This window comes from Klebsiella sp. RC2 (assembly GCF_014192815.1).
Classification (GTDB): Bacteria; Pseudomonadota; Gammaproteobacteria; order Enterobacterales; family Enterobacteriaceae; genus Klebsiella; species Klebsiella variicola.
On the sequence record NZ_JACHYL010000006.1, the window covers coordinates 165,174 to 191,704 of the forward strand.

A 26,531-nucleotide genomic window follows, 5' to 3' on the forward strand; every position below is an offset into this window, starting at 1 on the left:
TTGCCATTCATAGATACTATCTATAGTTCCTGGAGATGTTTTTGCATGTGCGAATATATGCAAAAATATTTTAAACTTTAAAGGAACTCGCTATGAGTATGTCAAACTCTCAGGAAGTCCTCACTTCCTCATCGGGGACGAAAAAAAGAAGCCGCGTTCGGATAGTTATTTTACTGCTGTTGTCCGTCGGAACGATGATCAATTATCTCGATCGCACCATCCTGGGTATTGTCGCCCCACAATTAACCCAGGAAATTCATATCGATCCAGCGATGATGGGCATCATTTTCTCCGCCTTTGCCTGGACCTATGCGCTGGCGCAGATCCCTGGCGGGGTATTTTTAGACCGTTTTGGTAACAAGCTCACCTATACCCTGTCTATTTTCTTCTGGTCGCTGTTTACTCTGCTGCAAAGTTTTACCCTCGGGCTGAAAACCCTGCTCCTCCTGCGCCTGGGGCTTGGCGTCAGCGAAGCGCCCTGCTTTCCGGCCAACAGTCGCATCGTCAGCACCTGGTTTCCCCAGCATGAGCGCGCGCGGGCGACGGCAACATATACAGTTGGCGAATATATAGGGCTGGCCGCTTTCTCGCCGCTGTTATTTTTAATCCTCGAACACCATGGCTGGAGAACGCTGTTTTTTCTCACCGGCGGATTAGGTATTTTATTTACGTTGGTGTGGTGGCGTTTTTATCACGAACCGCATGAATCACGCACGGCTAATAAAGCAGAGCTGGATTACATCGGCGCAAACAACATTAACAATAAAATCCAGAACGTTCCATTTAACTGGCGTGACGCCAGGCGTCTGCTGGGCTGTCGTCAGATCGTAGGCGCCAGTCTGGGCCAGTTCGCCGGGAACACCACGCTGGTGTTTTTCCTGACGTGGTTTCCCAGTTATCTTGCCAACGAGCGCCATCTTCCCTGGCTTCACGTCGGATTTTTCGCCACCTGGCCCTTCCTCGCCGCCGCGATCGGCATCCTCTTCGGCGGCTGGATCTCGGACCGGTTGCTGAAGCGAACCGGCTCCGTCAACATCAGTCGAAAGTTACCAATAATTTCCGGTTTACTACTGTCCAGCTGTATTATTGCGGCGAACTGGGTAAGCGCTAACAGCACCGTTATCATTATTATGTCGGTGGCATTTTTTGGCCAGGGGATGGTCGGTCTGGGCTGGACCTTAATTTCTGATATTGCCCCGGAAAATATGGCAGGCCTCACCGGCGGCATATTTAACTTTTGCGCCAATATGGCATCTATTATTGCGCCACTGATAATTGGCGTGATTATCTCCGCAACGGGTAATTTCTTTTACGCGCTGATCTATGTCGGCCTGACGGCGCTGATCGGCGTGATTGCCTACATTTTTATCATCGGCGATATCAAGCGTATCGTCCTGGAGTAGTCAGCTTGCCCCGGCGACGCGGCTCGCCGGGGCAAGGCAGATTGTCAGATATCCTTCACCCTGCTGGTCAAAAACAGTGTCACCAGCGAAATCGCGGCGATTGTCCAGTAGACGCTGGCGTGGCCATAACTTTGCGACAGCGCCCCCTGCATCACGCCGGCGAGGATCACGCCGGTGGAAATACTGTTGGTGAACAGGGTGGTCGCCGCCCCCGCCCGACCCGGCATTAAGTCCTGGAACCACAGCATACCGATCCCGGCGATAATACCGATAAAGACCGCGTTAAATAGCTGCAGGGCCAGCAGCGCCGTACGGCCATGAAACAGAATCAACCCGGCATAAAACAGCACACCGGCCGCGACCGCCGCCACCATCATTTTACGTTTACCAAAGCGCTTCACGTAGTAACCGGCGAGGATCATCGCCGGTATTTCCAGTCCGGCGGCGGTGCCCATCAGGATCCCGGCAAGGCTGTCGGGAAGACCGAGATCGTTACTGATCCACAGCGGCATATCAATGATATACATCGTGTTGCAGGTCCACATCAGCGTGGAGGCGATAAACAGCATGCGCACGTTCTTATCCTGCCAGCCGCCGGCCTGCACCAGAGCTGCCGCCTCTTCCGAAGGCTGTTCCACCCGCGGGACCGAGGGCAGTTTAATGGCAATCAGCGCCAGACTAATCACAAAGATGCCCGCCGCAATGGAAAACATGGTGGTAAAGCCATAATTGAGGGCCAGCATAAAGGCCAGCGGCGGGCCAATCACCCACGCCAGCGACAGCTGGGCGCGCATGATCGAGCTGAACATCACCACTTCCCGCGCCGAGCTGTCGGCATACTCCCGGGCCAGGGCGAAGAGCTGCGGCATGGCGGCATTGGCGATGGACGCCAGCATCACCCCGCAGGTAATTAACGTCAGGTAGTGACGGTTGAAGGCAAACAGCAGCGCATTGCCCACCGCCATCAGGCAGCAGAGCATAATTAACCGCCGCCGATCGCCGCGGCTATCAGAGCGCTTAGCCAACGCCAGACTCACCAGGATCCCGGCAATGGCATTTACCGTGTAGAACAGGCCCACCCAGAACGGCTGCGCCCCTACTTCGCGGCTGAGAAACAAACTCAACGTCGGCGCCTGCAACGCGCCCGCCACGCCCATCATAAAAGCAACCAGCATAAAGGCGGCATACACGCCGTTTAGCCGTCGTCCCATCGTCATCAACCACAGCATGGAATGTCCTTAACACACGCGAAGTAAACGAAAAAAGCCAGCAGAGGATTTCTGCTGGCGGGTGATTCTATACTCTATGGGTTTCATGTTGCAGGACAAAACGGTTAACCGTTTTGCACAGCGCTTGTGCTGGCCCTGAAAGGGTGAGCGTGGCCAGAACGTCAGACCCTGAGCGCATCGACAGCGAAACGAGCGGTCGCGGCCAACGCCCCTGCAGCGTGAAAAACGACGAGTATAACACCAATACTCAGTCACACATGATGTCTGCAAGTCAATGATCAGAGGCCTTTGACGTCACTCCCCACTGCATCAGTTCTCCCAGGATTTCCTGTTGTCGTCCTGCCATCAGGCGGGCCAGCCAGGACGCATCCTGCGTCGCAGAAAAATAGCGCTGGTAGAACGATTTTGCGGTAGACCTCATCATATTCACCTCCTCGCTTCATCGGGATTCATTATTGGCTTAATATGGGGAGTAATAAATTGCTGAGTTTTGCGCAGGAGTTCCCCTTTTATGTCTTCCAGCCGTCTGCAACAACAGTTCATCCGCTTATGGCAGTGCTGCGACGGCAAGTCGCAGGAGACCACCCTCAACGAGCTGGCGGAAATGCTGAGCTGCTCGCGTCGCCATATGCGCACCCTGCTCAATATGATGGAGTCCCGCGGCTGGCTGGCCTGGGAGGCGGAGGCAGGCCGCGGCAAGCGTTCGCGGCTAACCTTTCTCTATACCGGCCTCGCCCTGCAGCAGCAGCGTGCCGAAGATCTCCTCGAGCAGGATCGCATCGATCAGCTGGTGCAGCTGGTCGGCGATAAGGCCGCCGTCCGCCAGATGCTGATCTCTCATCTTGGCCGCAGCTTTCGCCAGGGACGCCATATCCTGCGCGTGCTCTACTATCGTCCGATGAAGAATTTACTGCCCGGCAGTGCGCTGCGGCGTTCGGAAACGCATATTGCCCGGCAAATTTTCAGCGCCCTGACGCGGGTAAATGAGGAAAATGGGGAACTGGAAGCCGATATTGCCCACCATTGGCAGCAGCTGACCCCCACCCACTGGCGCTTTTTCCTCCGCCCGGGCATCCATTTTCACCACGGCCGTGAGCTGGAGATGGCGGATGTGATCGCCTCTCTGCAGCGCAGCAATGCCCTGCCGCTCTATTCACATATCGAACGCATCGAATCGCCCACCGCCTGGACCCTGGATATTCATCTGCGCCAGCCCGACCGCTGGCTGCCCTGGCTGCTGGGCCAGGTGCCGGCGATGGTGCTGCCGCAGGAGTGGCAGACCATGAACCACTTTTCCTCCATGCCGGTCGGCACCGGCCCTTATGCTGTGGTGCGTAACAATCAGAACCAGCTCAAGATCCATGCCTTTGAAGACTATTTTGGCTACCGGGCGCTGATCGATGAGGTGAACGTCTGGGTGCTGCCGGAAATTAGTGAAGAGCCCAATGGCGGCCTGACGCTGCAGGGCAATACCGAAAGCGAAAAAGCGGTGGAGAGTCGCCTGGAAGAGGGCTGCTATTACCTGCTGTTCGACTCGCGAAGCCCGCTGGGGGCCAACGACGCGGTGCGTCGCTGGTTAAGCTATCTGTTTCAGCCCGCCAACCTGCTCTACCATGCGGGCGAACACTACCAGGGCAACTGGTTTCCCGCCTACGGCCTGCTGCCGCGCTGGCATCACGCCAGCAACCACGCCTGCGAGAAGCCGGCGGGGCTGGAGACCGTCACCCTCACCTATTACCGCGATCACGTCGAACATCGGGTGATCGGCGGGATTATGCGCGACCTGCTGGCAGCGCATCAGGTAAAACTGGAGATCCAGGAGCTGGAGTATGATGCCTGGCATCGCGGCGAGGTGGTCAGCGATATCTGGCTTAACAGCGTTAACTTCACCTTACCGATCGAATTCTCACTCTTCGCCTATCTGTACGAAGTCCCGCTCATTCAGCGCTGCATCCCCATTGACTGGCAGGCAGACGCCTGCCGCTGGCGCGCGGGAGAGTTTAATCCGGCCACCTGGAGCCAGCGGCTGCTGGCCGGGCAACATATCGTGCCGCTGATCCACCACTGGCTGATGATTCAGGGGCAGCGCAGTATGCGCGGCGTACGGATGAACACCCTCGGCTGGTTCGACTTTAAATCCGCGTGGTTTGCGCCGCCGGAGCCGTAAGCGCTTTCCGTCATCTGACAAAATCATTACACTAAGGCCGTTCTCAACGGGGTGCTAATAAACATACGCAATATCATTCAAGTTGCATCACGGCAGCAAGCGGGTGAATCCCCTGGAGCATAGATAACTATGTGACAGGGGTGAACGCGCGAAGCTAACGCAGATGCGGCTTGAAGGATGAAGCGTATGGGCTGAGAAAATACCCGTCGAACCTGATCCGGATAACGCCGGCGAAGGGATTTGAGGCTCACTCAAAATCCTTTGCCACCCCTTTTTTCTGAGGTGCAAAGTGTTGAAAAAATTACTCCCGCTGCTGGCGCTGGTCGCCATGCCCGCTCTGGCTAAGCCTGTCCTCACCGTCTATACCTATGACTCCTTCTCTGCCGACTGGGGCCCCGGCCCGGCGGTCAAAAAAGCCTTTGAAGCGGACTGCGGCTGCGAACTGAAGTTCGTCGCCCTGGAAGATGGCGTTTCGCTACTGAATCGCCTGCGCATGGAAGGCAAGAACAGCAAGGCCGACATCGTGCTTGGCCTGGATAACAACCTGCTGGAAGCCGCGGCGCAGAGTAAACTGTTCGCCAAAAGCCACGTACCTGCCAGCGCGGTCAGCGTGCCAGGCGGATGGGATAATGACACCTTTGTCCCCTACGATTACGGCTATTTCGCCTTCGTCTATGACAAAAATAAACTGGCTAACCCGCCGAAAAGCCTGAAAGAGCTGGTTGAGAGCCCGCAGAAATGGCGCGTCATCTACGAAGATCCCCGCACCAGCACCCCGGGGCTGGGCCTGCTGCTGTGGATGCAAAAGGTCTATGGCGATAAAGCGCCCGAGGCCTGGCAGAAGCTGGCGGCGAAAACGATCACCGTCACCAAGGGCTGGAGTGAAGCCTACGGTCTGTTCCTGAAAGGGGAAAGCGACCTGGTCTTAAGCTACACCACCTCGCCGGCTTACCACATTATTGAAGAGAAGAAAGACAACTATGCGGCGGCGAGCTTCGCTGAAGGCCATTATCTGCAGGTCGAAGTTGCCGCGCGTACCGCCGCCAGCAAGCAGCCGGAACTGGCGGAGAAGTTCCTCAAATTTATGGTCTCGCCTGGCTTCCAGAACGCCATCCCCACCGGGAACTGGATGTATCCGGTGACTCAGGTCGCGCTGCCGGCCGGGTTTGATACCCTGGTGAAGCCGCAGACCACCCTGGCGTTTACCCCGCAGCAGGTCGCCAGCGAGCGTCAGACCTGGATTAGCGCATGGCAACGCGCCGTCAGCCGCTAAACCTTCGCGGGCTATTGCCGGGCCTTTTTGCCGCCACCCTGCTCTGCGCCGTCGCGCTGGCGGCGTTTCTGGCGCTGTGGTTTAGCGCCCCCGGCGCGGGCTGGCAATCGGTCTTCAGCGATAGCTACCTGTGGCACGTGGTGCGCTTCTCCTTCTGGCAGGCGTCGCTGTCAGCGCTGTTCTCGGTGGTGCCGGCCATCTTTCTCGCCCGCGCCCTTTACCGGCGTCGCTTCCCGGGCCGCACACTGCTGCTGCGCCTGTGCGCGATGACCCTGATCCTGCCGGTGCTGGTGGCGGTGTTCGGCATCCTCAGCGTCTATGGCCGCCAGGGCTGGCTGGCCTCGCTGTTTCACGCGCTCGGCTGGCAGTGGGATTTCTCGCCCTACGGTCTGCAGGGCATCCTGCTGGCGCACGTCTTTTTCAATATGCCGATGGCCACCCGCCTGCTGCTGCAGGCGCTGGAGAGTATCCCTGGTGAACAGCGGCAAATTGCCGCCCAGCTTGGCATGCGCGGCTATGCCTTCTTCCGCCTCGTCGAATGGCCGTGGATGCGCCGCCACATTCCCGCCGTCGCTGCGCTGATTTTTATGCTCTGCTTCGCCAGCTTCGCCACCGTGCTGTCGCTGGGCGGCGGCCCGAAGGCCACCACGATTGAGCTGGCTATCTACCAGGCGCTGAGCTTTGACTACGATCCGGCGCGCGCGGCAATGCTGGCGCTGATCCAGATGCTTTGCTGCCTCGCGCTGGTGCTGCTCAGCCAGCGCCTCAGTAAAGCGGTGGCTATCGGCGTCAGCCATGTCCGCGGCTGGCGCGACCCTGACGATCGTCTGCATAGCCGCCTGAGCGACGGACTCTTGATCGGCGCCGCCCTGCTGCTGCTGCTCCCGCCGCTGCTGGCGGTCATCGTCGACGGGATCAACCGCAACATGCTGAACGTGCTGGCGCAGCCGGCGCTCTGGCAGGCATTGAGTACCTCTCTGCGCATCGCCATCGCCGCCGGGCTGTTGAGCGTAACCCTGACGATGATGCTGCTGTGGAGCAGCCGGGAGCTGCGCGCCCGCCAGCGGCCGCTGGCCGGGCAGGCGATGGAGCTGAGCGGCATGTTAATCCTTGCCATGCCGGGGATTGTGCTGGCCACTGGCTTTTTTCTGCTGCTCAGTAACAGCGTCGGACTGCCGGAGTCCGCCGACGGCATCGTCATCTTCACCAATGCCCTGATGGCGATCCCCTACGCGCTCAAAGTGCTGGAAAACCCGATGCGCGACGTGACCGCTCGCTACAGTATGCTGTGCCAGTCGTTGGGGATTGAAGGCTTCACGCGGCTGCGGGTGGTTGAGCTTCGCGCCCTCCGGCGCCCGCTGGCCCAGGCGCTCGCCTTTGCCTGCGTGCTGTCGATTGGTGACTTCGGCGTGGTGGCCCTGTTCGGCAACGAGGCGTTCCGCACCCTGCCTTTCTATCTCTACCAGCAGATAGGCGCCTACCGCAGCCAGGACGGCGCCGTCACCGCCCTGCTCCTGCTGCTGCTCTGTTTCTTATTATTTACGCTGATTGAAAAACTTCCGGGGCGTGATGCTAAAACTCAATGATGTGACCTGGCTGTACCAGCATCTGCCGATGCGCTTTACCCTCGACGTCGCGCGCGGCGAGCGCATCGCGGTGCTCGGCCCCAGCGGCGCCGGAAAGAGCACCCTGCTGAATCTGATCGCCGGTTTTCTACCGCCCGCCAGCGGCAGCCTGCGGATCAATGGCGAGGTGCATAACGCGACGCCGCCGGCGCAGCGTCCGGTCTCGATGCTGTTCCAGGAGAATAACCTGTTTAACCATCTCACGGTTCGGCAGAATATCAGCCTCGGGATCCACCCGGGCCTGAAACTGAGCCGCGAGGAGCAGGCGCAGGTGGCGGCGATGGCCGGACAGATGGGAATTGATGCGCTGCTGGAACGCCTGCCGGGCGAGCTTTCCGGCGGTCAGCGGCAGCGCGCGGCGCTGGCCCGCTGTCTGGTGCGCCAGCAGCCGGTGCTGTTACTGGATGAACCCTTCTCAGCGCTTGACCCGGCGCTGCGTCAGGAGATGCTGTCCCTGGTCGCCGATGTCTGCGAGCAGCAGCAGCTCACTCTGCTGATGGTCTCCCACAGCGTGGAAGATGCCGCGCGCATCGCGCCGCGCTCGATAGTGGTCGCCGAAGGGCGGATTGTCTGGGATGGCGCCACCGCCGAGCTGTTAAGCGGCAACAGCAGCGCCTCACATCTGATGGGCATCAGCGCGCAATAACCTTGTGCAGGATCGCCAGATAGACCGGCATCAGCGGATGGCGGCAGACCAGAGTCAGCGCCGTCGCGGCGACCACCACCATCAGCGGTGACAGCCACAGTAGTCGGCCGCGCGGCAGCCAGCGGGTCAGGCGATCGCCTGAGGTTTTCGCGCTCCGCCACAGCCGCCAGCACAGCCACCCTGCCAGCCAGGCCAGCAGCGCCGCCCCCAACAGCAGCCATTTAAAGCTGGCGCTGTTTTCATCGGCCGGAATATCAATCGCCGCCCCGGCGAGAATGCCGGGCAGGAAATAGAGCGGCGGCCAGAGCAGGCAGCCGATAATATTCGGTAGCACAAACTTCGCCACCGGCAGATCGAGCATCCCGGCGACCATCGGCACCAGCGGTCGCGTCGGCCCAACAAAGCGGCCGATCAGAATGGTGATCATGCTGTGCTGATGCAACGCATGCTCGGTCTTCTCCAGCAGGGCACGGTTTTTCTTCATAAACGACCAGCGGTGCAGCGGCTTTTTAAAGCGCCAGCCGAGCCAGAATGAGATCCAGTCGCCCAGCAGACAGCCGACAATCCCCGCCAGCCACGCCTGCCAGAAGTTAACCTCACCGCTGCCGATAAGCGCCCCAAGGCCGGCCATCATCACCGTTCCGGGTAAGATAAGCCCCACCAGCGCCAGCGACTCGAGAAAGGCCACCAGCATCACGGCTAACAACGAGTAGACCGTGGATTGGGTGATAAAGTGTTCCAGCAATGCTTGCATAATGTACCCGGTTAAAAAACGAAGCCCGGATTCTCCGGAGCCATCGCGCCCTCGTCAAGCCACCAATTGTCTTAATAGTTTACTGGCTGTGATATTTAAGCGGGTCATCATTTCACTTTCTTTACTTTTTATTCACATCCTGCACGGAATTCGCTCGGGCTGGCGCCAGTGCATTTTTTAAATACGCGCGAAAAATAGAGCTGATCTTCAAAGCCAACGTTGCGCCCGACGGTGGCGATCGGCATCCGTGTCGTGCTCAGCAGCAGTTTGGCCTGGCTGATGCGCTGATCTTCCCGCCAGCCGAGCACGCTGATCCCCAACTGCTGGCGGAACAGGTGCGACAGACGCGAGGGCGACAGGCAGACGTGCTGGGCGACGCTGGCAATATCAAAATGGCTGTCCGCCAGATGGTCGCTGATGTACTGGCAGGCGTCGCGCACCCGGTTATCCAGCGGCGGATGCAGCGATTCGTTGATCGCCTCCATGCGCCGCAGCAGCAGCTGTTCCAGCAGATTTATTGCCAGCAGTTCGGAATAGCGCCCCGCCCCCTGCCCGGCATCGACGATCTGGCCGAACAGTTCGCCAAAGCGCGCCTGCCACTGTTCATCCGGACGGAAAAAGCCGGTCTGGGCGAAGATCGTCGGCCAGTTGAGCCACTCGTGCCAGTAGGCGCGTGGCCGGAAGTAGACCCACTGGTGATACCACTCGCTGGCGTCGGGATGGCGGCCGTAGTGATGGATTTCCCCTGGCGGGAACAGCAACATATCACCCGGCCGGCAGACGAACTGCTCGCCGTGGTTGTTGATAACACCCTCGCCGCGGATCGTCAGGTTGAGAATATAGCCTTTCATGCCCAGCGGGCGGTCGATAAAGAAATCCAGGTATCCCTGCGCCTCAATCGGCGTGAGGCCGGTGACCAGATGAGCGTTAAAAGAGTAGCCCGGCAGCAGCGGATCGTTTTGCGTTTCGGCCATACGCGTGGTTCTCCCCGAAGGTATTAGTGACACCAATTGTCCATATTCATCATTTTATCGCTCTCGGCCCTGTCGCGACTGCGACGGCGGTGGGAATTTCGCTAAAAAGCCGCACGGTAAGCGAAAAAGCGCCAGCAGCGTGCATTCCACCGTGATATACCGGGTAACAAAAGTGTCTATAAATACGGCAGGAAAGTCCACATCGAATATTTGCACGGCGTCACACTTTGCGAGGTGACAGCAAAATAATCCATAAGATTAGCGAATCCGGCCTGACGGATTTTGCCGGGGATATCTACTGTTGCTGCATGAATGATTTCTGCATGGAGTAACAAGATGGCAATTGCGATTGGCCTCGACTTTGGTAGTGACTCAGTCCGCGCCCTGGCGGTGGAATGTGCGTCCGGCGCAGAGCTGGCGGCAAGCGTAGAGTGGTATCCGCGCTGGCGGGAAGGGCAGTATTGCGATGGGGCTAACAACCGGTTCCGCCACCACCCGCGAGATTACATCGAGTCCATGGAAGCAGCGCTGAAAAGCGTGCTCGCTTCGCTGAGCGCCGAACAGCGCGCCGACGTCGTGGGCATTGGCGTCGACAGCACCGGCTCAACCCCGGCTCCCGTTGATGCCGAGGGCAACGTGCTGGCGCTGCGCGAAGAATTCGCTGACAACCCTAACGCCATGTTTGTCCTGTGGAAGGATCACACCGCGGTCGAGGAAGCCGAGGCGATCACCCGCCTGTGTCACCAGCCGGGCAAAGAGGATTACTCGCGCTATATCGGCGGTATCTACTCCAGCGAATGGTTCTGGGCCAAAATCCTTCACGTCACCCGCGAAGATAGCGCCGTCGCCCTGGCTGCCACCTCGTGGGTAGAGCTTTGCGACTGGGTACCCGCCCTGCTCTCCGGCACCACCCGTCCGCAGGATCTGCGCCGCGGCCGCTGCAGCGCCGGACATAAATCGCTGTGGCACGAAAGCTGGGGCGGTCTGCCGCCGGCCAGCTTCTTCGATAAGCTTGATCCCATCATTAACCAGCATCTGGCCTGGCCGCTGTTCACCGATACCTGGACGGCCGATGTGCCGGTCGGCACGCTGAGCGCAGAGTGGGCCCAGCGTCTGGGTCTGTCGCAGACCGTGGCCATCTCCGGCGGCGCCTTCGACTGCCATATGGGCGCCGTTGGCGCCGGGGCGCAACCTAACGCGCTGGTGAAAGTCATCGGCACCTCCACCTGCGACATCCTGATTGCCGATAAAGAGAGCGTCGGCGAGCGCACGGTAAAAGGCATCTGCGGGCAGGTTGACGGCAGCGTGGTTCCGCACTTTATCGGCATGGAGGCAGGCCAGTCCGCCTTCGGCGATATTTACGCCTGGTTTGGCCGCATTCTCGGCTGGCCGCTGGAACAACTGGCTCAGCAGCAGCCGGCGTTGCGCGAGCAAATCAAAGCCAGCCAAAAACAGTTACTGCCGGCGCTCACCGAAGCCTGGGCCAATAATCCGTCCCTCGATCACCTGCCGGTGGTGCTCGACTGGTTCAACGGCCGCCGCACGCCGAATGCCAACCAGCGTCTGAAAGGGGTGATCACCGATCTTAACCTGGCGACCGACGCGCCGGCGCTGTTCGGTGGCCTCATCGCCGCCACCGCCTTTGGCGCCCGCGCCATTATGGAGTGCTTCACCGAGCAGGGGATCCCGGTTAACAACGTGATGGCCCTCGGCGGTATCGCACGGAAAAACCAGGTCATCATGCAGGCCTGCTGCGATGTGCTGAACCGCCCGCTGCAGATTGTCGCCTCCGATCAGTGCTGTGCGCTGGGGGCGGCTATCTTCGCCGCCGTCGCCGCCGGCGTCTATGACGATATTCCCGCCGCCCAGCAGCGGATGGCAAGCCAGGTGGAAACCACCCTGCAGCCACGCCCGGCGCAGGCGCAACGTTTCGAACAACTCTATCAGCGCTACCAGCAGTGGTCGGTCAGCGCTGAACAACACTATCTCCCTTCGGCTGCAAAGGCGGAAAAAGCCCCGCAATCTCAGGCAGCGCTCACCCATTAAGGATACGAAAATGACGATTTTTGATAACTATGAAGTATGGTTCGTTATTGGCAGCCAACATCTGTACGGCCCGGAAGCCCTGCGCCAGGTGACGAAGCATGCCGAACATGTGGTGAACAGCCTGAATGCGGAAGCCAAACTGCCGTGCAAACTGGTCCTTAAGCCGCTGGGCACCACCCCGGACGAGATCACCCATATCTGCCGCGACGCCAACTACGATGACAAATGCGCCGGGTTAGTGGTCTGGTTGCATACCTTCTCGCCGGCAAAAATGTGGATCAACGGCCTGACCATCCTCAATAAGCCGCTGCTGCAGTTCCATACGCAATACAATGCCGCGCTGCCGTGGGACAGCATCGATATGGACTTTATGAACCTGAACCAGACCGCGCACGGCGGCCGCGAGTTCGGTTTCATCGGCGCCCGTATGCGCCAGCAACACAGCGTGGTCACCGGCCACTGGCAGGATAAAGAAGCCCACCAGCGCATCGGCGGCTGGATGCGCCAGGCGGTCTCCAAACAGGATACTCGCCATCTGAAAGTGTGCCGTTTCGGCGATAACATGCGCGAAGTGGCGGTGACCGACGGCGATAAAGTCGCGGCGCAGATCAAGTTTGGCTTCTCAGTGAACACCTGGGCGGTCGGCGATCTGGTGCAGGTGGTCAACAGCATCAGCGACGGCGATATCAGCGCGCTGGTCGATGAATATGAAAGCAGCTACCGTCTGACCCCGGCGGCGCAGGTTCACGGCGAGAAGCGCCAGAACGTGCTGGACGCCGCGCGCATTGAGCTGGGGATGAAACGCTTTCTCGAGCAGGGCGGGTTCCACGCCTTTACCACCACCTTTGAAGATCTCCACGGCCTGAAACAGCTTCCGGGTCTCGCCGTGCAGCGCCTGATGCAGCAGGGCTACGGCTTTGCCGGTGAAGGCGACTGGAAAACCGCCGCTCTGCTTCGCATCATGAAGGTGATGTCAACCGGTCTGCAGGGCGGCACCTCCTTTATGGAGGATTACACCTACCACTTCGACAACGGCAACGACCTGGTGCTCGGTTCGCATATGCTGGAAGTGTGCCCGACGATCGCTACCGCTGAGAAACCGATCCTCGACGTCCAGCCGCTGGGTATCGGCGGCAAAGCGGATCCGGCGCGTTTGATCTTCAATACCCAGACCGGCCCGGCGATTGTCGCCAGCCTGATCGATCTGGGAGATCGCTTCCGTCTGCTGGTCAATACCATTGAAACCGTCCCGACGCCGCACGATCTGCCGAAGCTGCCGGTGGCCAACGCCCTGTGGAAAGCACAGCCGGATCTGCGTACCGCTTCGGAAGCCTGGATCATCGCCGGTGGCGCGCACCATACCGTCTTCAGCCATGCGCTGAACCTCGACGATATGCGCCAGTTCGCCGAGCTGCACAATATCGAGCTGACGGTCATCGACAACGATACCCGTCTGCCGTCCTTCAAGGACGCGCTGCGCTGGAATGAAGTGTATTACGGTTCAAAACGCTAAGAGGCCGTCCCCTCACCCTTTCCCTCTCCCCGTTGGGGAGAGGATACCGACAGGGCGCCATGCCGCCTTTCTCCCTCTCCCGCCGGGAGAGGGTCGGGGTGAGGGATACCCGACTCGCCTGCTATTCGGAGCACACTATGTTAGAAGATCTTAAACGCCAGGTTCTGGAAGCCAACTTAGCGCTGCCGCAGCATAATCTGGTGACCTTAACCTGGGGCAACGTCAGCGCCGTCGACCGCGACCAGGGCGTTCTGGTTATCAAACCCTCCGGCGTGGATTACCGCGTGATGACCGCCGACGATATGGTGGTCGTCAGTCTGGAGACTGGCGAGGTGGTGGAAGGCAACAAGAAGCCCTCGTCGGATACCCCTACTCATCGCCTGCTGTATCAGGCCTTCCCGACGCTGGGCGGTATTGTGCATACCCATTCGCGCCACGCCACCATCTGGGCGCAGGCCGGGCAATCCATTCCAGCGACCGGCACCACCCACGCTGACTATTTCTATGGCCCGGTTCCCTGCACCCGGTTGATGACCGATGCGGAGATCAACGGCGAATATGAGTGGGAAACCGGCAACGTGATTGTCGAAACTTTCCGTCAGCAGGGAATCGACCCGGCGCAGATGCCCGGCGTGCTGGTGCATTCCCACGGCCCGTTTGCCTGGGGTAAGAATGCCGAAGACGCGGTGCATAACGCCATCGTGCTGGAAGAGATCGCCTATATGGGTATCTTCTGCCGCCAGCTGGCGCCGCAGCTGCCGGATATGCAGCAGACGCTGCTCGATAAGCACTATCTGCGTAAGCACGGGGCCAAAGCCTACTACGGCCAATAATCACCCTGCTCGCCACCTTAGCGCCGAACACCTGTATAAAACCCCAGCATCCATCATGAAACCAGGCTATAATCAAGCCTGGTTTTTTATCGGCGAGAATACCCGTGACCCAGCCACGAGCAGGTTTTCTACTCACCCGTCACTGGCGGGACACCCCGCAGGGCAGCGAGCTCTCCTTCTGGCTGGCCACCGACGACGGCCCGCTGCAGGTCACACTCCCGCCGCAGGAGTCCGTTGCCTTTATCCCCGAAGCGCAGCAGGAGCAGGCTGAACGGCTGCTGCAGGGGGAGAAAGGCTTCCGCTTCGCTCCGCTGGCCCTGAGAGATTTCCACCGTCAGCCGGTTGTCGGCCTTTACTGTCGCGCCCATCGTCAATTGATGCGTCTGGAGAAGATGCTCCGCGACAGCGGCGTCACCGTCTACGAGGGTGATATCCGTCCGCCGGAGCGCTACCTGATGGAGCGCTTTATTACCGCCCCGGTGTGGGTGGAAGGCGAAACGCGCGGCTCACAGCTGGTCAACGCGCGCATGAAACCGAACCCTGACTATCGCCCGCCGCTGAAATGGGTGTCGCTGGATATCGAAACCAGCCGCCACGGCGAGCTGTACTGCATCGGTCTGGAAGGCTGCGGCCAGCGGGTGGTCTACATGCTGGGCCCCGAACCGGAAACGCCGCCAGACGTCGACTTCGAGCTGGTCTTCATCGCCAGCCGTCCCCTGCTGCTGGAAAAGCTCAACGCCTGGTTTGCCGAACACGACCCTGACGTGCTGATCGGCTGGAACGTGGTGCAGTTCGATCTGCGGGTCCTGCAAAAGCACGCCGAGCGCTATCGTATCCCGCTGCGTCTCGGCCGCGGCAACAGCGAGCTGGAGTGGCGTGAGCACGGTTTTAAGAACGGCGTCTTTTTCGCCCAGGCCAACGGGCGGCTAATTATCGACGGCATCGACGCGCTAAAATCCGCGTTCTGGAACTTCTCCTCCTTTTCACTGGAGGCCGTGGCCCGCGAACTGCTGGGTGAAGGTAAAGCCATTGACAACCCGTGGGATCGGATGGACGAGATCGATCGCCGCTTCCATGAAGACAAACCGGCGCTGGCGATCTATAACCTGCAGGATTGCGAGCTGGTCACGCGGATCTTCCACAAAACGGAGATCATGCCGTTTCTGCTCGAACGGGCGACGGTTAACGGTCTGCCCGCCGATCGCCACGGCGGATCGGTGGCCGCCTTCAGCCATCTCTATTTCCCACGCATGCACCGCCTGGGCTACGTGGCGCCGAACCTCGGCGACGTCCCCCCGCAGGCCAGCCCCGGCGGCTACGTGATGGACTCCCGCCCCGGTCTGTATGACTCGGTGCTGGTGCTGGACTACAAAAGCCTGTATCCGTCGATTATTCGTACCTTTCTAATCGATCCGGTCGGCCTGGTGGAAGGCCTGGCGCAGCCCGATGATCAGCACAGCATCGAGGGCTTCCTTGGCGCCCGCTTTTCGCGCGACAAACACTGCCTGCCCGGCATTGTCAGCCAGATCTGGCACGGCCGCGATGAAGCCAAACGCCAGCATAATAAGCCGCTCTCCCAGGCGCTGAAGATTATCATGAACGCCTTCTACGGCGTGCTGGGCACCAGCGCCTGCCGCTTCTTCGACCCGCGTCTCGCCTCGTCGATTACCATGCGCGGTCACGCGATCATGCGCCAGACCAAAGCGCTAATTGAAGCCAAAGGCTACGACGTTATCTACGGCGATACCGATTCCACCTTCGTCTGGCTGAAACGCCCGCATAGCGAAGCACAGGCAGCGGAGATCGGCCGCGAGCTGGTCAGCGACGTCAATGCCTGGTGGGCGCAGGAGCTTGGTAAAAGCCAGCTGACCAGCGCCCTGGAGCTGGAGTATGAAACCCACTTCTGCCGCTTTTTAATGCCGACGATCCGCGGCGCCGATACCGGCAGCAAGAAGCGCTATGCCGGGATGATTCAGGAGGGCGATGCCCAGCGCATGGTGTTCAAGGGGCTGGAGACGGTACGCACCGACTGGACGCCGCTAGCCCAGCAGTTTCAACAGGAGTTATACCTGCGCATCTTCCGCAACCAGCCGTATCAGGATTATGTGCGGGAGACTATCGCCAGGCTGATGAATGGCGAACTCGACAAGCAGCTGGTTTATCGCAAGCGCCTGCGCCGACCGCTGGCCGAGTATCAACGTAACGTGCCGCCGCACGTGCGCGCCGCGAGGCTGGCGGATGAACACAACGTGAAGCTTGGGCGGGCGCAGCAGTATCAGCAGCGCGGCACCATCAAATACGTCTGGACCACCAGCGGCCCGGAGCCGGTGGATTACCAGCAGTCGCCGCTCGATTACGATCACTATTTAACAAAGCAGTTGCAGCCGGTGGCGGAAGGGATCCTGCCCTTCGTCAACGATGACTTTGCTACAATAGTGACAGGACAGCTGGGGCTATTTTAATTTTTTCTCACTCATTCCGCAGGCACAAAAGCCGAAAAATGAAGGGTGCGGAGGAGGTGACGAACGTTCCTCCATCCAGTAATATAGCGCCCTTTCCATTCCTGGCCCCAATTTTGACGCATCTCCGATTATTCATGGAGATGATCAACTATTGCCTGCAATTAAAGAACAAAGAGCCGAACACATATGCCTTTTACACTTGGTCAACGCTGGATTAGCGACACAGAGAGCGAACTAGGATTAGGGACGGTGGTAGCGCTGGATGCGCGCATGGTCACTCTCCTTTTCCCCGCCATCGGCGAAAACCGTCTGTACTCTCGCAACGATTCCCCGATCACCCGCGTGATGTTTAACCCGGGCGACACCATTACCAGCCATGAAGGCTGGCAGCTCCACGTTGACAAAGTGAATGAAGAGAACGGGCTGCTGTCCTACACCGGTACTCGCCTGGACACCCAGGAAGCGAACGTGACTCTGCGTGAAGTGCTGCTCGACAGCAAACTGGTGTTCAGCAAGCCGCAGGACCGCCTGTTTGCCGGTCAAATTGACCGTATGGACCGCTTTGCCCTGCGCTACCGTGCGCGTAAGTTCCAGAGCGAGCAGTACCGCATGCCGTGGAGCGGCCTGCGCGGCCAGCGCACCAGCCTGATCCCGCATCAGCTGAACATCGCCCACGACGTGGGCCGTCGTCACGCGCCGCGCGTCCTGCTGGCCGATGAAGTGGGCTTAGGTAAAACCATCGAAGCCGGGATGATCCTCCACCAGCAGCTGCTCTCCGGCGCCGCCGAGCGCGTGCTGATTGTGGTCCCGGAAACCCTCCAGCACCAGTGGCTGGTGGAAATGCTGCGCCGTTTCAACCTGCGTTTCTCACTGTTCGACGACGAACGTTACGCCGAAGCGCAGCACGATGCCTACAACCCGTTCGAAACCGAACAGCTGGTGATCTGCTCTTTAGACTTCGTGCGCCGCAGCAAACAGCGCCTGGAGCATCTGTGCGACGCCGAATGGGACCTGATGGTGGTCGACGAAGCGCACCACCTGGTGTGGAGCGAAGAGGCGCCGAGCCGTGAATATCAGGCCATTGAACAGCTGGCCGAGCGCGTGCCGGGCATCCTGCTGCTGACCGCGACGCCGGAACAGTTGGGGATGGAGAGCCACTTTGCGCGCCTGCGTCTGCTGGATCCAAACCGCTTCCACGATTTTGCCCAGTTTGTTGAAGAACAACAAAACTACCGCCCGGTCGCCGATGCCGTCGCCCTGCTGCTGGCGGGCAACACGCTGAGCGATAGCGAACTCAATACCCTTGGCGATCTGATCGGCGAGCAGGATATCGAGCCGCTGCTGCAGGCTGCCAACAGCGACCGCGAAGACGCTCAGGCCGCGCGCCAGGAGCTGGTCTCGATGCTGATGGACCGCCACGGCACCAGCCGCGTGCTGTTCCGAAACACCCGTAACGGCGTGAAAGGCTTCCCGAAGCGCGAACTGCACACCATTCGTCTGCCGCTGCCGACCCAGTACCAGACGGCCATCAAGGTCTCTGGCATCATGGGCGCCCGCAAAACCGCGGAAGAGCGCGCGCGCGACATGCTCTATCCGGAGCAGATCTATCAGGAATTTGAAGGCGATACCGGCACCTGGTGGAACTTCGACCCGCGCGTCGAGTGGCTGATGGGCTACCTGACCAGCCATCGCTCGCAGAAGGTCCTGGTGATTTGCGCCAAAGCCGCCACCGCGCTACAGCTGGAGCAGGTGCTGCGCGAGCGCGAAGGCATCCGCGCCGCGGTGTTCCATGAAGGGATGTCGATTATCGAACGCGACCGCGCCGCGGCGTGGTTTGCCGAAGAAGACACCGGCGCGCAGGTGTTGCTGTGCTCCGAAATCGGCTCCGAAGGACGTAACTTCCAGTTCGCCAGCAACCTGGTGATGTTCGACCTGCCGTTTAACCCGGATCTGCTGGAGCAGCGTATCGGCCGTCTCGACCGTATCGGTCAGGCGCACGATATCCAGATCCACGTTCCATACCTGGAAAAGACCGCGCAGTCGGTGCTGGTGCGCTGGTATCACGAAGGGCTCGACGCCTTCGAACATACCTGCCCGACCGGCCGTACCGTCTACGACAGCGTCCATGATGAACTGATCAACTATCTTGCGGCGCCAGAATCCACCGATGGCTTTGACGATCTGATCAAATCCTGCCGCCAACAGCATGACGCCCTGAAGGCGCAGCTGGAGCAGGGCCGCGACCGTCTGCTGGAGATCCACTCCAACGGCGGCGAGAAAGCGCAGGCGCTGGCGGAGAGCATCGAAGAGCAGGATGACGACACCAGTCTGATCGCCTTCTCGATGAACCTGTTCGATATCGTCGGCATCAACCAGGACGACCGCGGTGAAAACCTGATCGTCCTCACCCCGTCCGACCATATGCTGGTCCCGGATTTCCCGGGCCTGCCGGAAGACGGCTGCACCATCACCTTCGAGCGTGACGTGGCGCTGTCGCGTGAAGATGCGCAGTTCATCACCTGGGAACATCCGCTGATCCGCAACGGTCTGGATCTGATCCTCTCCGGCGATACCGGCAGCAGCACCATTTCCCTGCTGAAGAATAAGGCGCTGCCGGTCGGCACCCTGCTGCTGGAGCTGATCTACGTCGTCGAAGCGCAGGCGCCGAAGCAGCTGCAGCTTAACCGCTTCCTGCCGGCGACCCCGGTTCGCCTGCTGCTGGATAAAAACGGCAACAACCTCGCCGGCCAGGTGGAATTTGAAAGCTTCAACCGCCAGCTGAGCGCGGTCAACCGCCACACCGGCAGCAAACTGGTCAACGCGGTGCAGCAGGACGTTCACGCCATTCTGCAACAGGGCGAAGCGCAGATCGCCAAAGCGGCGCAGGGGCTGATCGACGCAGCGCGTAACGAAGCCGATGAAAAGCTGACGGCGGAGCTGTCGCGTCTGGAAGCGCTGAAGGCGGTGAATCCGAACATCCGTGACGACGAACTGGCGGCGATCGAAAGCAACCGTCAGCAGGTGATGGATGCGCTGGCGCAGGCCGGATGGCGTCTGGACGCGCTGCGTCTGATCGTCGTCACCCACCAGTAACGGAACGCGAACATGGCGATGGAAAACTACAATCCGCCGCAGGATCCCTGGCTGGTGATCCTGTATCAGGATGAGCACATCATGGTGGTCAACAAGCCGAGCGGCTTGTTGTCCGTACCCGGTCGTCTTGAGGAGCATAAAGACAGCGTGATGACGCGCATTCAGCGCGACTTCCCGCAGGCCGAATCGGTGCATCGCCTGGATATGGCCACCAGCGGCGTGATTGTGGTGGCGCTGAATAAGGCCGCGGAGCGTGAGCTGAAACGTCAGTTCCGCGAGCGCGAGCCGAAAAAACAGTACGTCGCCCGCGTCTGGGGCCATCCGCAGCCGGCGGAAGGTCTGGTGGATTTACCGCTGATTTGCGACTGGCCGAACCGGCCAAAGCAGAAGGTGTGCTACGAAACCGGCAAAGCGGCGCAAACCGAGTATGAGGTGCTGGAGTACGCGGAGGACAACACCGCCCGCGTGCGCCTGAAGCCGATTACCGGGCGCTCGCATCAGCTGCGCGTGCATATGCTGGCGCTGGGGCATCCGATCCTTGGCGACCGCTTTTACGCCACGCCGGAGGCGCTGGCGATGGCCCCGCGTCTGCTGCTGCACGCCGAGACGCTCACCATCACCCACCCTGCCTACGGCAACGCGATGACCTTTCGCGCGCCGGTCGACTTTTAGGATGTCCCCGGTAGCGCCTTGCCGCCGGGGAATACTGACCCGTTAGTCGCGGGCAAACCACGCATCAATCATCTGCTCAACGCGCGCCACGACGAGATCGGTGTCGTGGCGACGGCTGCGCGCGCAGGCGTGCGCCGGCTCATCACACAGCAGACAGCGGCGCTGCGACTCACCCAGCGACTGACGTCCCACCTGCCCGTTCTGTGGACAGATCACATCGATATCCCACAGGCGTCCCAGCGGATGGCTCTGCTCCAGCGTGCTGCACATCGCTTTGATTTCGCTGGCCGGGTGCGCCACGCACCACAGCGCTTCGGGCCCGGTCGGCAACCACAGCACCTGACGATCCAGCGCTTGCCAGCGGTGCTTCCACAGCAGCTGGTCGCAGGCCTGGAGGGCAACGCCCATCATGTTGCGATAGCGAATGCTGTCTTTCACCGCCCCCGGGGTCACCAGGGTCAGGGAAATAACAGGCTGCTGATAATGGGCCAGCCAGTCAGCCTGGCGGGCTGCACGCTGCTCTTTCGCCGCCAGCAATGCATCGATGCTGACGCCCGCCTGGGCGGGAGTATCCACTGACATTAATTCCTCTCCTACATATGATAAATGCGACAGCGCCTGGGCTGTCATGATGATGGATGCGATAGCCGATCGCGCGCTGATTGTAACGCTAAATGCGGAGCATTTAGGATACAGAACGCAGATATTTTCTGCGTTCTGTAGCGGAAAATGGCAGATTTATCGCTTAGCGCAGCGTTTAATCACGCCAGATAGTGGCTGAGGAACAGCAGTCCCAGCGAGACATTTATCGCCCCGCCGATGCGGGTAGCGATCTGCGCGAACGGCATCAGGCTCATGCGGTTACCGGCGGTCAGGATCGCCACATCGCCGGTGCCGCCCTGCCCGCTCTGGCAACAGGAGACAATCGCCACATCGATCGGGTGCATCCCTATTTTTTTACCCACAAAGAACCCGGTCGCCACCAGCGCCGAGACGGTACTGACGATCACCAGAAGGTTGGTCAGCGTGAAGGCGTTTACCAGTTCCTGCCACGGGGTGATCGCCACGCCGACGGCAAAGAGGATCGGGTAAGTCACCGCGGTGCGGAAGAATTTATACACCATCTGCGATCCCTCCTGCAGGCGTGGAGAAACAACGTTAGCCAGCTTTAACAGCACCGCGAGGAACAGCATGCCCACCGGCGCCGGCAGGCCAATCAGTTTGTGGCCAAGCATCCCCATCATATACAGCAGCACCGCCAGCAGCGCGCCGGAGGCCAGGGTCCCGACGTCGGTTTTGCCGCTCACGCCTTCGCTCTCGCCGAGGCTACGGGTTTCATTGCTGCGGTTCGGCATCAGTTGCCCTTCACCGGTGAGATGCGGGGAGCGCTTGCCGAGCTGGTTGAGGCAGCCGGAGATAACGATCGCCGTCAGACTGCCGAGCATCACCATCGGCAATATCCGGCCCAGCGCCACGCCCTGCTCCATATGCATCAGCGCGGCGTAACCCATTGACAGCGGGATCGCCCCTTCCCCCACGCCACCGGCCATGATCGGCAGCACGATAAAGAAGAACACCTGGAACGGCTCCATGCCCAGCAGCGTGCCGACGCCGATGCCCACCAGCATGCCAACCACTTCGCCGCACAGCATCGGGAAGAAGATCTTCAGAAAGCCCTGAATCAGCGTGGTACGGTTCATACTCATGATGCTGCCGACGATGATGCAGCAGATGTAGAGATAGAGGATATTGGTGGATTTATAGAATTTGGTGGTGGATTCCACAACCACATCCGGCAGCAGACCGTAGTGGACCAGCGCGGAAGGAATAAAAGTGGCGCAGATCGCCGCCGCGCCGAGTTTTCCCAGCACCGGCAGGCGCTTACCAAACTCGCCGCAGGCGAAGCCAAAGAAAGCCAGGGTGGCCACCATCACCACGATATCGCTCGGCAGTTTACCGCCAAGGCAGTCGAGGGCAATCAGCCCCCCGGCCAGCAAAAACAGCGGCAGCGGGACGATCCCTACCTTCCAGTTATCCATGATGTGCCACCAGCGCTGCTTCAGCGTGGTTTTCGGCGTATTGATCGGTTCAAGGGTTGCAGAGAATGCATTGTCTGTGGTGCTCATAAATTCAGCCCTGTCGTTATTATTCATTTTCAGCGTAAAGGGACAGCGGCGTCGTTAATGTGAAGCTCCCCAGATTAAAAAAGAAGTTTTAATGGTCACTATGGTTTTTATGGTTTCTATTCACGGAACCGCTAAGGGGTGATATATCTCTGATTTATTATTGTGGTTTTTATGGTTTTTATTCTCCCTGACGCGTTATTTCCACTGAGTCCCCCGCCGACAGCCAGCGCCTGCGCAGACGATCACAACTTCTTCTTAACATTTACGTCACGTGACAGAAAAATGATAGAGTGCCGATATGGTGAATACGCAGTACGGGACCTATGAAGCTCTCTTTTCAATATAAGCTGTTTATTTCGCTGGTCGCCTTTTTCTCGGTCCTCTTTATAGCGCTGGGCATTTATTATTATTTTGACGCCAGCCGCCAGCTGTATCAGGAGATGAGTGGCCGGGCCAAAATTCAGGCTGAAGAGATAGCCCTGATGCCAAATTTGCGTCAGCAGGTCAGCCAGCACGATCCGCAGGCGATCCGGGCGTTTATGCAGCAAATCGCCGCCCATAGCGACGCCAGTTTTATCGTCATCGGCGATCGGCAGGGCGTGCATCTGTTTCACTCCGTCCATCCGGAGTGGGTTGGTACGCGGCTGGTCGGCGGCGACAATCAGGCGGTGCTGGAGGGGCACTCCATCACCACCATTCGCAAAGGCGGCCTCGGCGTCTCGCTGCGCAGCAAAACGCCCATCGTCGATGACGAGGGGCAGGTGATCGGCATTGTCTCCGTTGGCTACCTCACCAGCTATCTCGACAGCATCACGCTGACCAAAGTGATCAATATTTTTATCGCCGCCATCCTGCTGCTCATCGCCCTGTTTATCTTCTCCTGGTACTTTACCCGCAGCATCAAGAAGCAGATTTTTTCGCTCGAGCCGCGGGAGATAGGCCTGCTGGTACGTCAGCAAAAGGCAATGATGGAGTCGATCTTTGAAGGGGTGATCGTCATCGATCACCAGCGGCGCATTGAGGTGATTAACCATGCCGCCCGCAGCCTGCTGGGGCTCAGCCAGCCTGCCCGTCAGCTGCGCGGCCAGTCAATCGACAGCGTCATTTCGCCGCAGCCGTTTTTCGCCAGCGGCGACATGCTCGAGCGTGACACTCATGACGAGCTGTGCCGCTTCAACCAGCTGACCGTGCTCGCCAGCCGGGTGCGCATTATGCTGGAGAATACGCTGCAGGGCTGGGTGATCACCTTCCGCGACCGCAACGAAATCAATGCCCTCACCGCCCAGCTCAGCCAGGTGAAGCGCTATGTCGACAACCTGCGCATCATGCGCCACGAGCAGCTCAACCGGATGACCACCCTCTCCGGTCTGCTGCATATGGGTCACTATGACGAAGCGATCCGCTATATTCAGGCCCAGTCGGAGCATGCCCAGGAGCTGCTGGACTTCATCTCCTCGCACTTCCACTCGCCGACACTGTGCGGCCTGCTGTTGGGCAAAGCGACCCGCGCCCGCGAAAAAGGCGTGGCCCTGAGCTTCGACCCGGCCTGTCGTATCGATCGTCCGCTGCCGTCGTTAAAGGAATCCGAACTGATCTCCATCATCGGCAACCTGCTGGATAACGCCATCGAAGCCACGCAGCGCGCCGAGCTGCCGCACGAGCCGGTGGAAGTGCTGATTCAGCTCAACGCCCGGGAACTGATCATCGAAGTGGCTGACCGCGGCGTCGGCATTCGTCCCGATATTCGCGACCGCATTTTTGAACGCGGCGTGACCACCAAAACCCGTGGCGATCACGGCATTGGTCTGTATCTTATTGAACATTATGTCACTCAGGCGGGCGGCACCATCGAAGTCGCCGACAACGCGCCGCGGGGAACCATCTTCACCCTGTTTATCCCGGCCGACGCGCCCGCCTGTCCGCAAACGGAGGCCCACAATGCATCATGACCTGGTCGATGTGCTGATCATTGAAGATGAGAGCGAGCTGGCGCGCCTGCACGCCGAGCTTGTGCAAAAACACCCGCGACTGCGGCTGGCAGGCATGGCGGCCTCCCTCGCCCAGGCGCGGCAGTTGCTCCACGCCAGTCCGCCGCAGCTGGTGCTGCTGGATAATTATTTACCGGACGGCAAAGGCGTCACGCTGATGACCGACCCGGTGCTGGCAACCACCCATTGCTCAGTGATCTTTATCACCGCCGCCAGCGATATGGAAACCTGCAGCCTGGCCATCCGCAACGGCGCCTTCGACTATATCCTTAAGCCCGTCTCCTGGAAGCGGCTGAGCCAGTCGCTTGAGCGCTTTATCCAGTTTTACGATCAGCAGCGGGAATGGAAAATCGTCGATCAGCAGAACGTCGATTCTCTCTACCAACTGCAGGCGAAGAACTTCCGCGTGGATAGCGGCAGTAAGGGCATTGAAGAGAAGACGCTGGCGCTGGTGCAGGGATTGTTTAGCGGCCGGGAAGCACACTGTTTTTCCGTCGATGAGGTGGTCAGCGCCGCCGGGCTCAGCAAAACCACCGCCCGGCGCTATCTGGAACACGGTGTCGAGACCGGCTTTCTGGAAGTGGAGATGCTGTATGGAAAAATCGGCCATCCGCGGCGGCTGTACCGACGCGCACAGCCTAAAAACTAAAACCCCTCGCCGGACGGGAGGGGCGGGAAAACTCAGAAGCCGCGCTGCTCTTTGATCAGCTCCCAGGCCTTCTGGATCTCCTGAGCTTTCTGTTTGGCCATCTCCATCATCTCCGGCGGCAGCCCTTTCGCCACTAGCTTGTCCGGATGATGTTCGTTCATCAGCTTACGATAGGCGCGCTTCACCGTCGCCGCGTCATCGGTCGGTTTCACCCCCAGCACATTGCAGGCATCTTCGAGGGTTGGCCCGCGCTGCGCCTGCTGCCAGCCGGCATTGCCGCCGTGCTGACCATACGATTGCTGCTGCGAACCGCCGCCAAACTGGGCGCCGCCCTGCATCATCCGCAGGAATTGATCGAACTGGGCGCGGGAGATGCCAAGCTCGTCAGCGATGACGAACAGCACTTCACGTTCGTTGGGGTGCAATTCGCCGTCAGCGAACGCCGCCTGCAGCTGAATTTCCAGAAACATCCGAATCAGATCGAAGCGCCCAAAGCAGACGCTGCGCAGCTGACGCATCTTCTCGCGCAGCGGATAGTTGTCGGCCTTGCCGTCGCGAAACGCCTGCTGCGCCGCCGTACGCGATGCGCCGTGCAGGTTCATGCGATCCATCAGCACATTGGCGACATGAATATCAGCTTCGGTGACGCGACCCTTGGATTTGGTCAGATGCCCCATCACTTCAAAGGTGGTGGAAAAGAAGAGCGACTGGCGTTCCTGTTGATTGGCGAAGAGATTCAACCGGCGACTGCGCGCCCGGTCAAACATATGGCCCACCAGGAAGCCGAGCACGACACCCCAAAACCCACCGCCCATCAGCAAAGCCACTGCCACGCCAATCACTTTACCCAAATACTGCATAGACTCCCCAACTGTTTATCGCCGTTAAGCTCGAATATGACCGCACGTTACCCGGCACTCGCGCCTCGGTCAATTGTGGGACATAGCCTATAATTTGCTTTATCATACTCGTCATTCAACAGGGTGCCTAACGCTCGGGCTCGAAACGGGCAGGATTAACACTAGCGTGATAATGTTGAGTAAGTTAGGCTCTGACCGTTTGCAAGCCGCTGCCACAA

The 26,531-nt window shown here is 59.6% G+C and carries 20 protein-coding genes and 1 riboswitch; of the genes, 13 read left to right on the plus strand and 7 right to left on the minus strand.

Annotated elements, in window-relative coordinates:
- Nucleotides 1–92 precede the first annotated feature (92 nt).
- On the plus strand, nucleotides 93–1,403 hold the full coding sequence (locus tag FHW76_RS18975; protein ID WP_023339586.1) for an MFS transporter: 1,311 nt from the start codon (nucleotides 93–95) through the stop codon (nucleotides 1,401–1,403).
- A 44-nt stretch (nucleotides 1,404–1,447) separates the two neighbouring features.
- Here FHW76_RS18975 and FHW76_RS18980 read toward each other — a convergent pair whose 3' ends face one another.
- Both FHW76_RS18980 and sgrT read right to left on the minus strand, forming a co-directional pair.
- Complete coding sequence (locus FHW76_RS18980; protein ID WP_008807453.1) at nucleotides 1,448–2,632, minus strand: sugar efflux transporter; 1,185 nt, start codon at nucleotides 2,630–2,632, stop codon at nucleotides 1,448–1,450.
- Between the two features lie 271 nt (nucleotides 2,633–2,903).
- Entirely contained in the window at nucleotides 2,904–3,056 is a 153-nt protein-coding gene (sgrT, locus tag FHW76_RS18985) for a glucose uptake inhibitor SgrT (protein WP_012542866.1), read from the minus strand.
- A gap of 87 nt (nucleotides 3,057–3,143) precedes the next feature.
- Between sgrT and sgrR the strand changes: the two genes are divergently transcribed.
- The 4 genes from sgrR to thiQ all read left to right on the plus strand — a co-directional run bounded on the left by sgrR (nucleotide 3,144) and on the right by thiQ (nucleotide 8,343).
- Nucleotides 3,144–4,799, plus strand: a complete 1,656-nt coding sequence (gene sgrR, locus FHW76_RS18990; RefSeq protein WP_008807454.1) for an HTH-type transcriptional regulator SgrR — start codon at nucleotides 3,144–3,146, stop codon at nucleotides 4,797–4,799.
- A gap of 37 nt (nucleotides 4,800–4,836) precedes the next feature.
- Nucleotides 4,837–5,056: riboswitch (TPP riboswitch) on the plus strand.
- 32 nt (nucleotides 5,057–5,088) lie between these two features.
- A complete protein-coding gene (gene thiB, locus FHW76_RS18995; RefSeq protein ID WP_038422105.1) occupies nucleotides 5,089–6,072 on the plus strand; it encodes a thiamine ABC transporter substrate binding subunit in 984 nt (327 codons plus the stop codon).
- A complete protein-coding gene (gene thiP, locus FHW76_RS19000) occupies nucleotides 6,048–7,658 on the plus strand; it encodes a thiamine/thiamine pyrophosphate ABC transporter permease ThiP (RefSeq protein ID WP_012968945.1) in 1,611 nt (536 codons plus the stop codon). The genes thiB and thiP overlap by 25 nt, the downstream gene beginning before the upstream one ends.
- Nucleotides 7,642–8,343 (plus strand): thiamine ABC transporter ATP-binding protein ThiQ, encoded by a 702-nt coding sequence (gene thiQ, locus FHW76_RS19005; protein ID WP_008807457.1) that lies wholly within the window; start codon nucleotides 7,642–7,644, stop codon nucleotides 8,341–8,343. Before thiP ends, thiQ begins: the two co-directional genes overlap by 17 nt.
- Here thiQ and FHW76_RS19010 read toward each other — a convergent pair.
- Nucleotides 8,330–9,097 carry a DedA family protein gene (locus FHW76_RS19010; protein WP_008807458.1) on the minus strand — a complete coding sequence of 256 codons (768 nt, stop codon included), beginning with the start codon at nucleotides 9,095–9,097 and terminating at the stop codon, nucleotides 8,330–8,332. The two genes, thiQ and FHW76_RS19010, sit on opposite strands and share 14 nt — an antisense overlap.
- Before the next feature lie 128 nt (nucleotides 9,098–9,225).
- A complete protein-coding gene (gene araC / locus FHW76_RS19015; RefSeq protein WP_004204301.1) occupies nucleotides 9,226–10,071 on the minus strand; it encodes an arabinose operon transcriptional regulator AraC in 846 nt (281 codons plus the stop codon).
- Nucleotides 10,072–10,407: 336 nt separating this feature from the next.
- Between araC and araB the strand changes: the two genes are divergently transcribed.
- The 6 genes from araB to rluA all read left to right on the plus strand — a co-directional run bounded on the left by araB (nucleotide 10,408) and on the right by rluA (nucleotide 20,690).
- Nucleotides 10,408–12,117, plus strand: a complete 1,710-nt coding sequence (araB, locus tag FHW76_RS19020) for a ribulokinase (protein ID WP_022066138.1) — start codon at nucleotides 10,408–10,410, stop codon at nucleotides 12,115–12,117.
- A 10-nt stretch (nucleotides 12,118–12,127) separates the two neighbouring features.
- Nucleotides 12,128–13,630, plus strand: coding sequence for an L-arabinose isomerase (gene araA / locus FHW76_RS19025; RefSeq protein ID WP_008807461.1), 1,503 nt, complete (start codon nucleotides 12,128–12,130; stop codon nucleotides 13,628–13,630).
- A gap of 137 nt (nucleotides 13,631–13,767) precedes the next feature.
- Complete coding sequence (gene araD, locus FHW76_RS19030; RefSeq protein WP_012968949.1) at nucleotides 13,768–14,463, plus strand: L-ribulose-5-phosphate 4-epimerase; 696 nt, start codon at nucleotides 13,768–13,770, stop codon at nucleotides 14,461–14,463.
- 104 nt (nucleotides 14,464–14,567) lie between these two features.
- Nucleotides 14,568–16,925 carry a DNA polymerase II gene (gene polB / locus FHW76_RS19035; protein WP_022066139.1) on the plus strand — a complete coding sequence of 786 codons (2,358 nt, stop codon included), beginning with the start codon at nucleotides 14,568–14,570 and terminating at the stop codon, nucleotides 16,923–16,925.
- A 186-nt stretch (nucleotides 16,926–17,111) separates the two neighbouring features.
- Entirely contained in the window at nucleotides 17,112–20,018 is a 2,907-nt protein-coding gene (gene rapA, locus FHW76_RS19040; protein WP_008807464.1) for an RNA polymerase-associated protein RapA, read from the plus strand.
- Between the two features lie 12 nt (nucleotides 20,019–20,030).
- Nucleotides 20,031–20,690, plus strand: a complete 660-nt coding sequence (rluA, locus tag FHW76_RS19045; RefSeq protein ID WP_008807465.1) for a bifunctional tRNA pseudouridine(32) synthase/23S rRNA pseudouridine(746) synthase RluA — start codon at nucleotides 20,031–20,033, stop codon at nucleotides 20,688–20,690.
- Nucleotides 20,691–20,732: 42 nt separating this feature from the next.
- Here the strand turns inward: rluA and citX are convergent, their stop codons facing one another.
- Both citX and FHW76_RS19055 read right to left on the minus strand, forming a co-directional pair.
- Nucleotides 20,733–21,272, minus strand: coding sequence for a citrate lyase holo-[acyl-carrier protein] synthase (citX, locus tag FHW76_RS19050; RefSeq protein ID WP_008807466.1), 540 nt, complete (start codon nucleotides 21,270–21,272; stop codon nucleotides 20,733–20,735).
- Between the two features lie 179 nt (nucleotides 21,273–21,451).
- The gene (locus FHW76_RS19055) at nucleotides 21,452–22,816 is read right to left on the minus strand and encodes a 2-hydroxycarboxylate transporter family protein (protein ID WP_008807467.1); all 1,365 of its coding nucleotides are present in this window, start codon (nucleotides 22,814–22,816) and stop codon (nucleotides 21,452–21,454) included.
- Between the two features lie 323 nt (nucleotides 22,817–23,139).
- On the opposite strand from FHW76_RS19055, the gene FHW76_RS19060 reads away from it, so the two are divergent.
- Entirely contained in the window at nucleotides 23,140–24,765 is a 1,626-nt protein-coding gene (locus FHW76_RS19060) for a sensor histidine kinase (RefSeq protein ID WP_022066140.1), read from the plus strand.
- Entirely contained in the window at nucleotides 24,755–25,453 is a 699-nt protein-coding gene (locus tag FHW76_RS19065; protein ID WP_008807469.1) for a response regulator, read from the plus strand. The genes FHW76_RS19060 and FHW76_RS19065 overlap by 11 nt, the downstream gene beginning before the upstream one ends.
- A 32-nt stretch (nucleotides 25,454–25,485) precedes the next feature.
- Here FHW76_RS19065 and djlA read toward each other — a convergent pair whose 3' ends face one another.
- Nucleotides 25,486–26,313: a co-chaperone DjlA gene (gene djlA, locus FHW76_RS19070; protein WP_008807470.1), complete on the minus strand. Its 828-nt coding sequence runs from the start codon at nucleotides 26,311–26,313 to the stop codon at nucleotides 25,486–25,488.
- Nucleotides 26,314–26,531 lie beyond the last annotated feature (218 nt).

What these genes read in the sequence shown, in the direction of transcription:
- sgrR (WP_008807454.1), top strand. Translation starts at nt 3,144, where the DNA reads ATGTCTTCCAGCCGTCTGCAACAACAGTTCATCCGCTTATGGCAGTGC.
- citX (WP_008807466.1), bottom strand. Translation starts at nt 21,272, where the DNA reads ATGTCAGTGGATACTCCCGCCCAGGCGGGCGTCAGCATCGATGCATTG.
- FHW76_RS19065 (WP_008807469.1), top strand. Translation starts at nt 24,755, where the DNA reads ATGCATCATGACCTGGTCGATGTGCTGATCATTGAAGATGAGAGCGAG.
- thiQ (WP_008807457.1), top strand. Translation starts at nt 7,642, where the DNA reads ATGCTAAAACTCAATGATGTGACCTGGCTGTACCAGCATCTGCCGATG.
- araA (WP_008807461.1), top strand. Translation starts at nt 12,128, where the DNA reads ATGACGATTTTTGATAACTATGAAGTATGGTTCGTTATTGGCAGCCAA.
- rapA (WP_008807464.1), top strand. Translation starts at nt 17,112, where the DNA reads ATGCCTTTTACACTTGGTCAACGCTGGATTAGCGACACAGAGAGCGAA.
- FHW76_RS18980 (WP_008807453.1), bottom strand. Translation starts at nt 2,632, where the DNA reads ATGCTGTGGTTGATGACGATGGGACGACGGCTAAACGGCGTGTATGCC.
- rluA (WP_008807465.1), top strand. Translation starts at nt 20,031, where the DNA reads ATGGCGATGGAAAACTACAATCCGCCGCAGGATCCCTGGCTGGTGATC.
- djlA (WP_008807470.1), bottom strand. Translation starts at nt 26,313, where the DNA reads ATGCAGTATTTGGGTAAAGTGATTGGCGTGGCAGTGGCTTTGCTGATG.
- FHW76_RS18975 (WP_023339586.1), top strand. Translation starts at nt 93, where the DNA reads ATGAGTATGTCAAACTCTCAGGAAGTCCTCACTTCCTCATCGGGGACG.
- FHW76_RS19010 (WP_008807458.1), bottom strand. Translation starts at nt 9,097, where the DNA reads ATGCAAGCATTGCTGGAACACTTTATCACCCAATCCACGGTCTACTCG.
- FHW76_RS19055 (WP_008807467.1), bottom strand. Translation starts at nt 22,816, where the DNA reads ATGAGCACCACAGACAATGCATTCTCTGCAACCCTTGAACCGATCAAT.
- araC (WP_004204301.1), bottom strand. Translation starts at nt 10,071, where the DNA reads ATGGCCGAAACGCAAAACGATCCGCTGCTGCCGGGCTACTCTTTTAAC.
- sgrT (WP_012542866.1), bottom strand. Translation starts at nt 3,056, where the DNA reads ATGATGAGGTCTACCGCAAAATCGTTCTACCAGCGCTATTTTTCTGCG.
- araB (WP_022066138.1), top strand. Translation starts at nt 10,408, where the DNA reads ATGGCAATTGCGATTGGCCTCGACTTTGGTAGTGACTCAGTCCGCGCC.
- araD (WP_012968949.1), top strand. Translation starts at nt 13,768, where the DNA reads ATGTTAGAAGATCTTAAACGCCAGGTTCTGGAAGCCAACTTAGCGCTG.
- FHW76_RS19060 (WP_022066140.1), top strand. Translation starts at nt 23,140, where the DNA reads ATGAAGCTCTCTTTTCAATATAAGCTGTTTATTTCGCTGGTCGCCTTT.
- thiP (WP_012968945.1), top strand. Translation starts at nt 6,048, where the DNA reads ATGGCAACGCGCCGTCAGCCGCTAAACCTTCGCGGGCTATTGCCGGGC.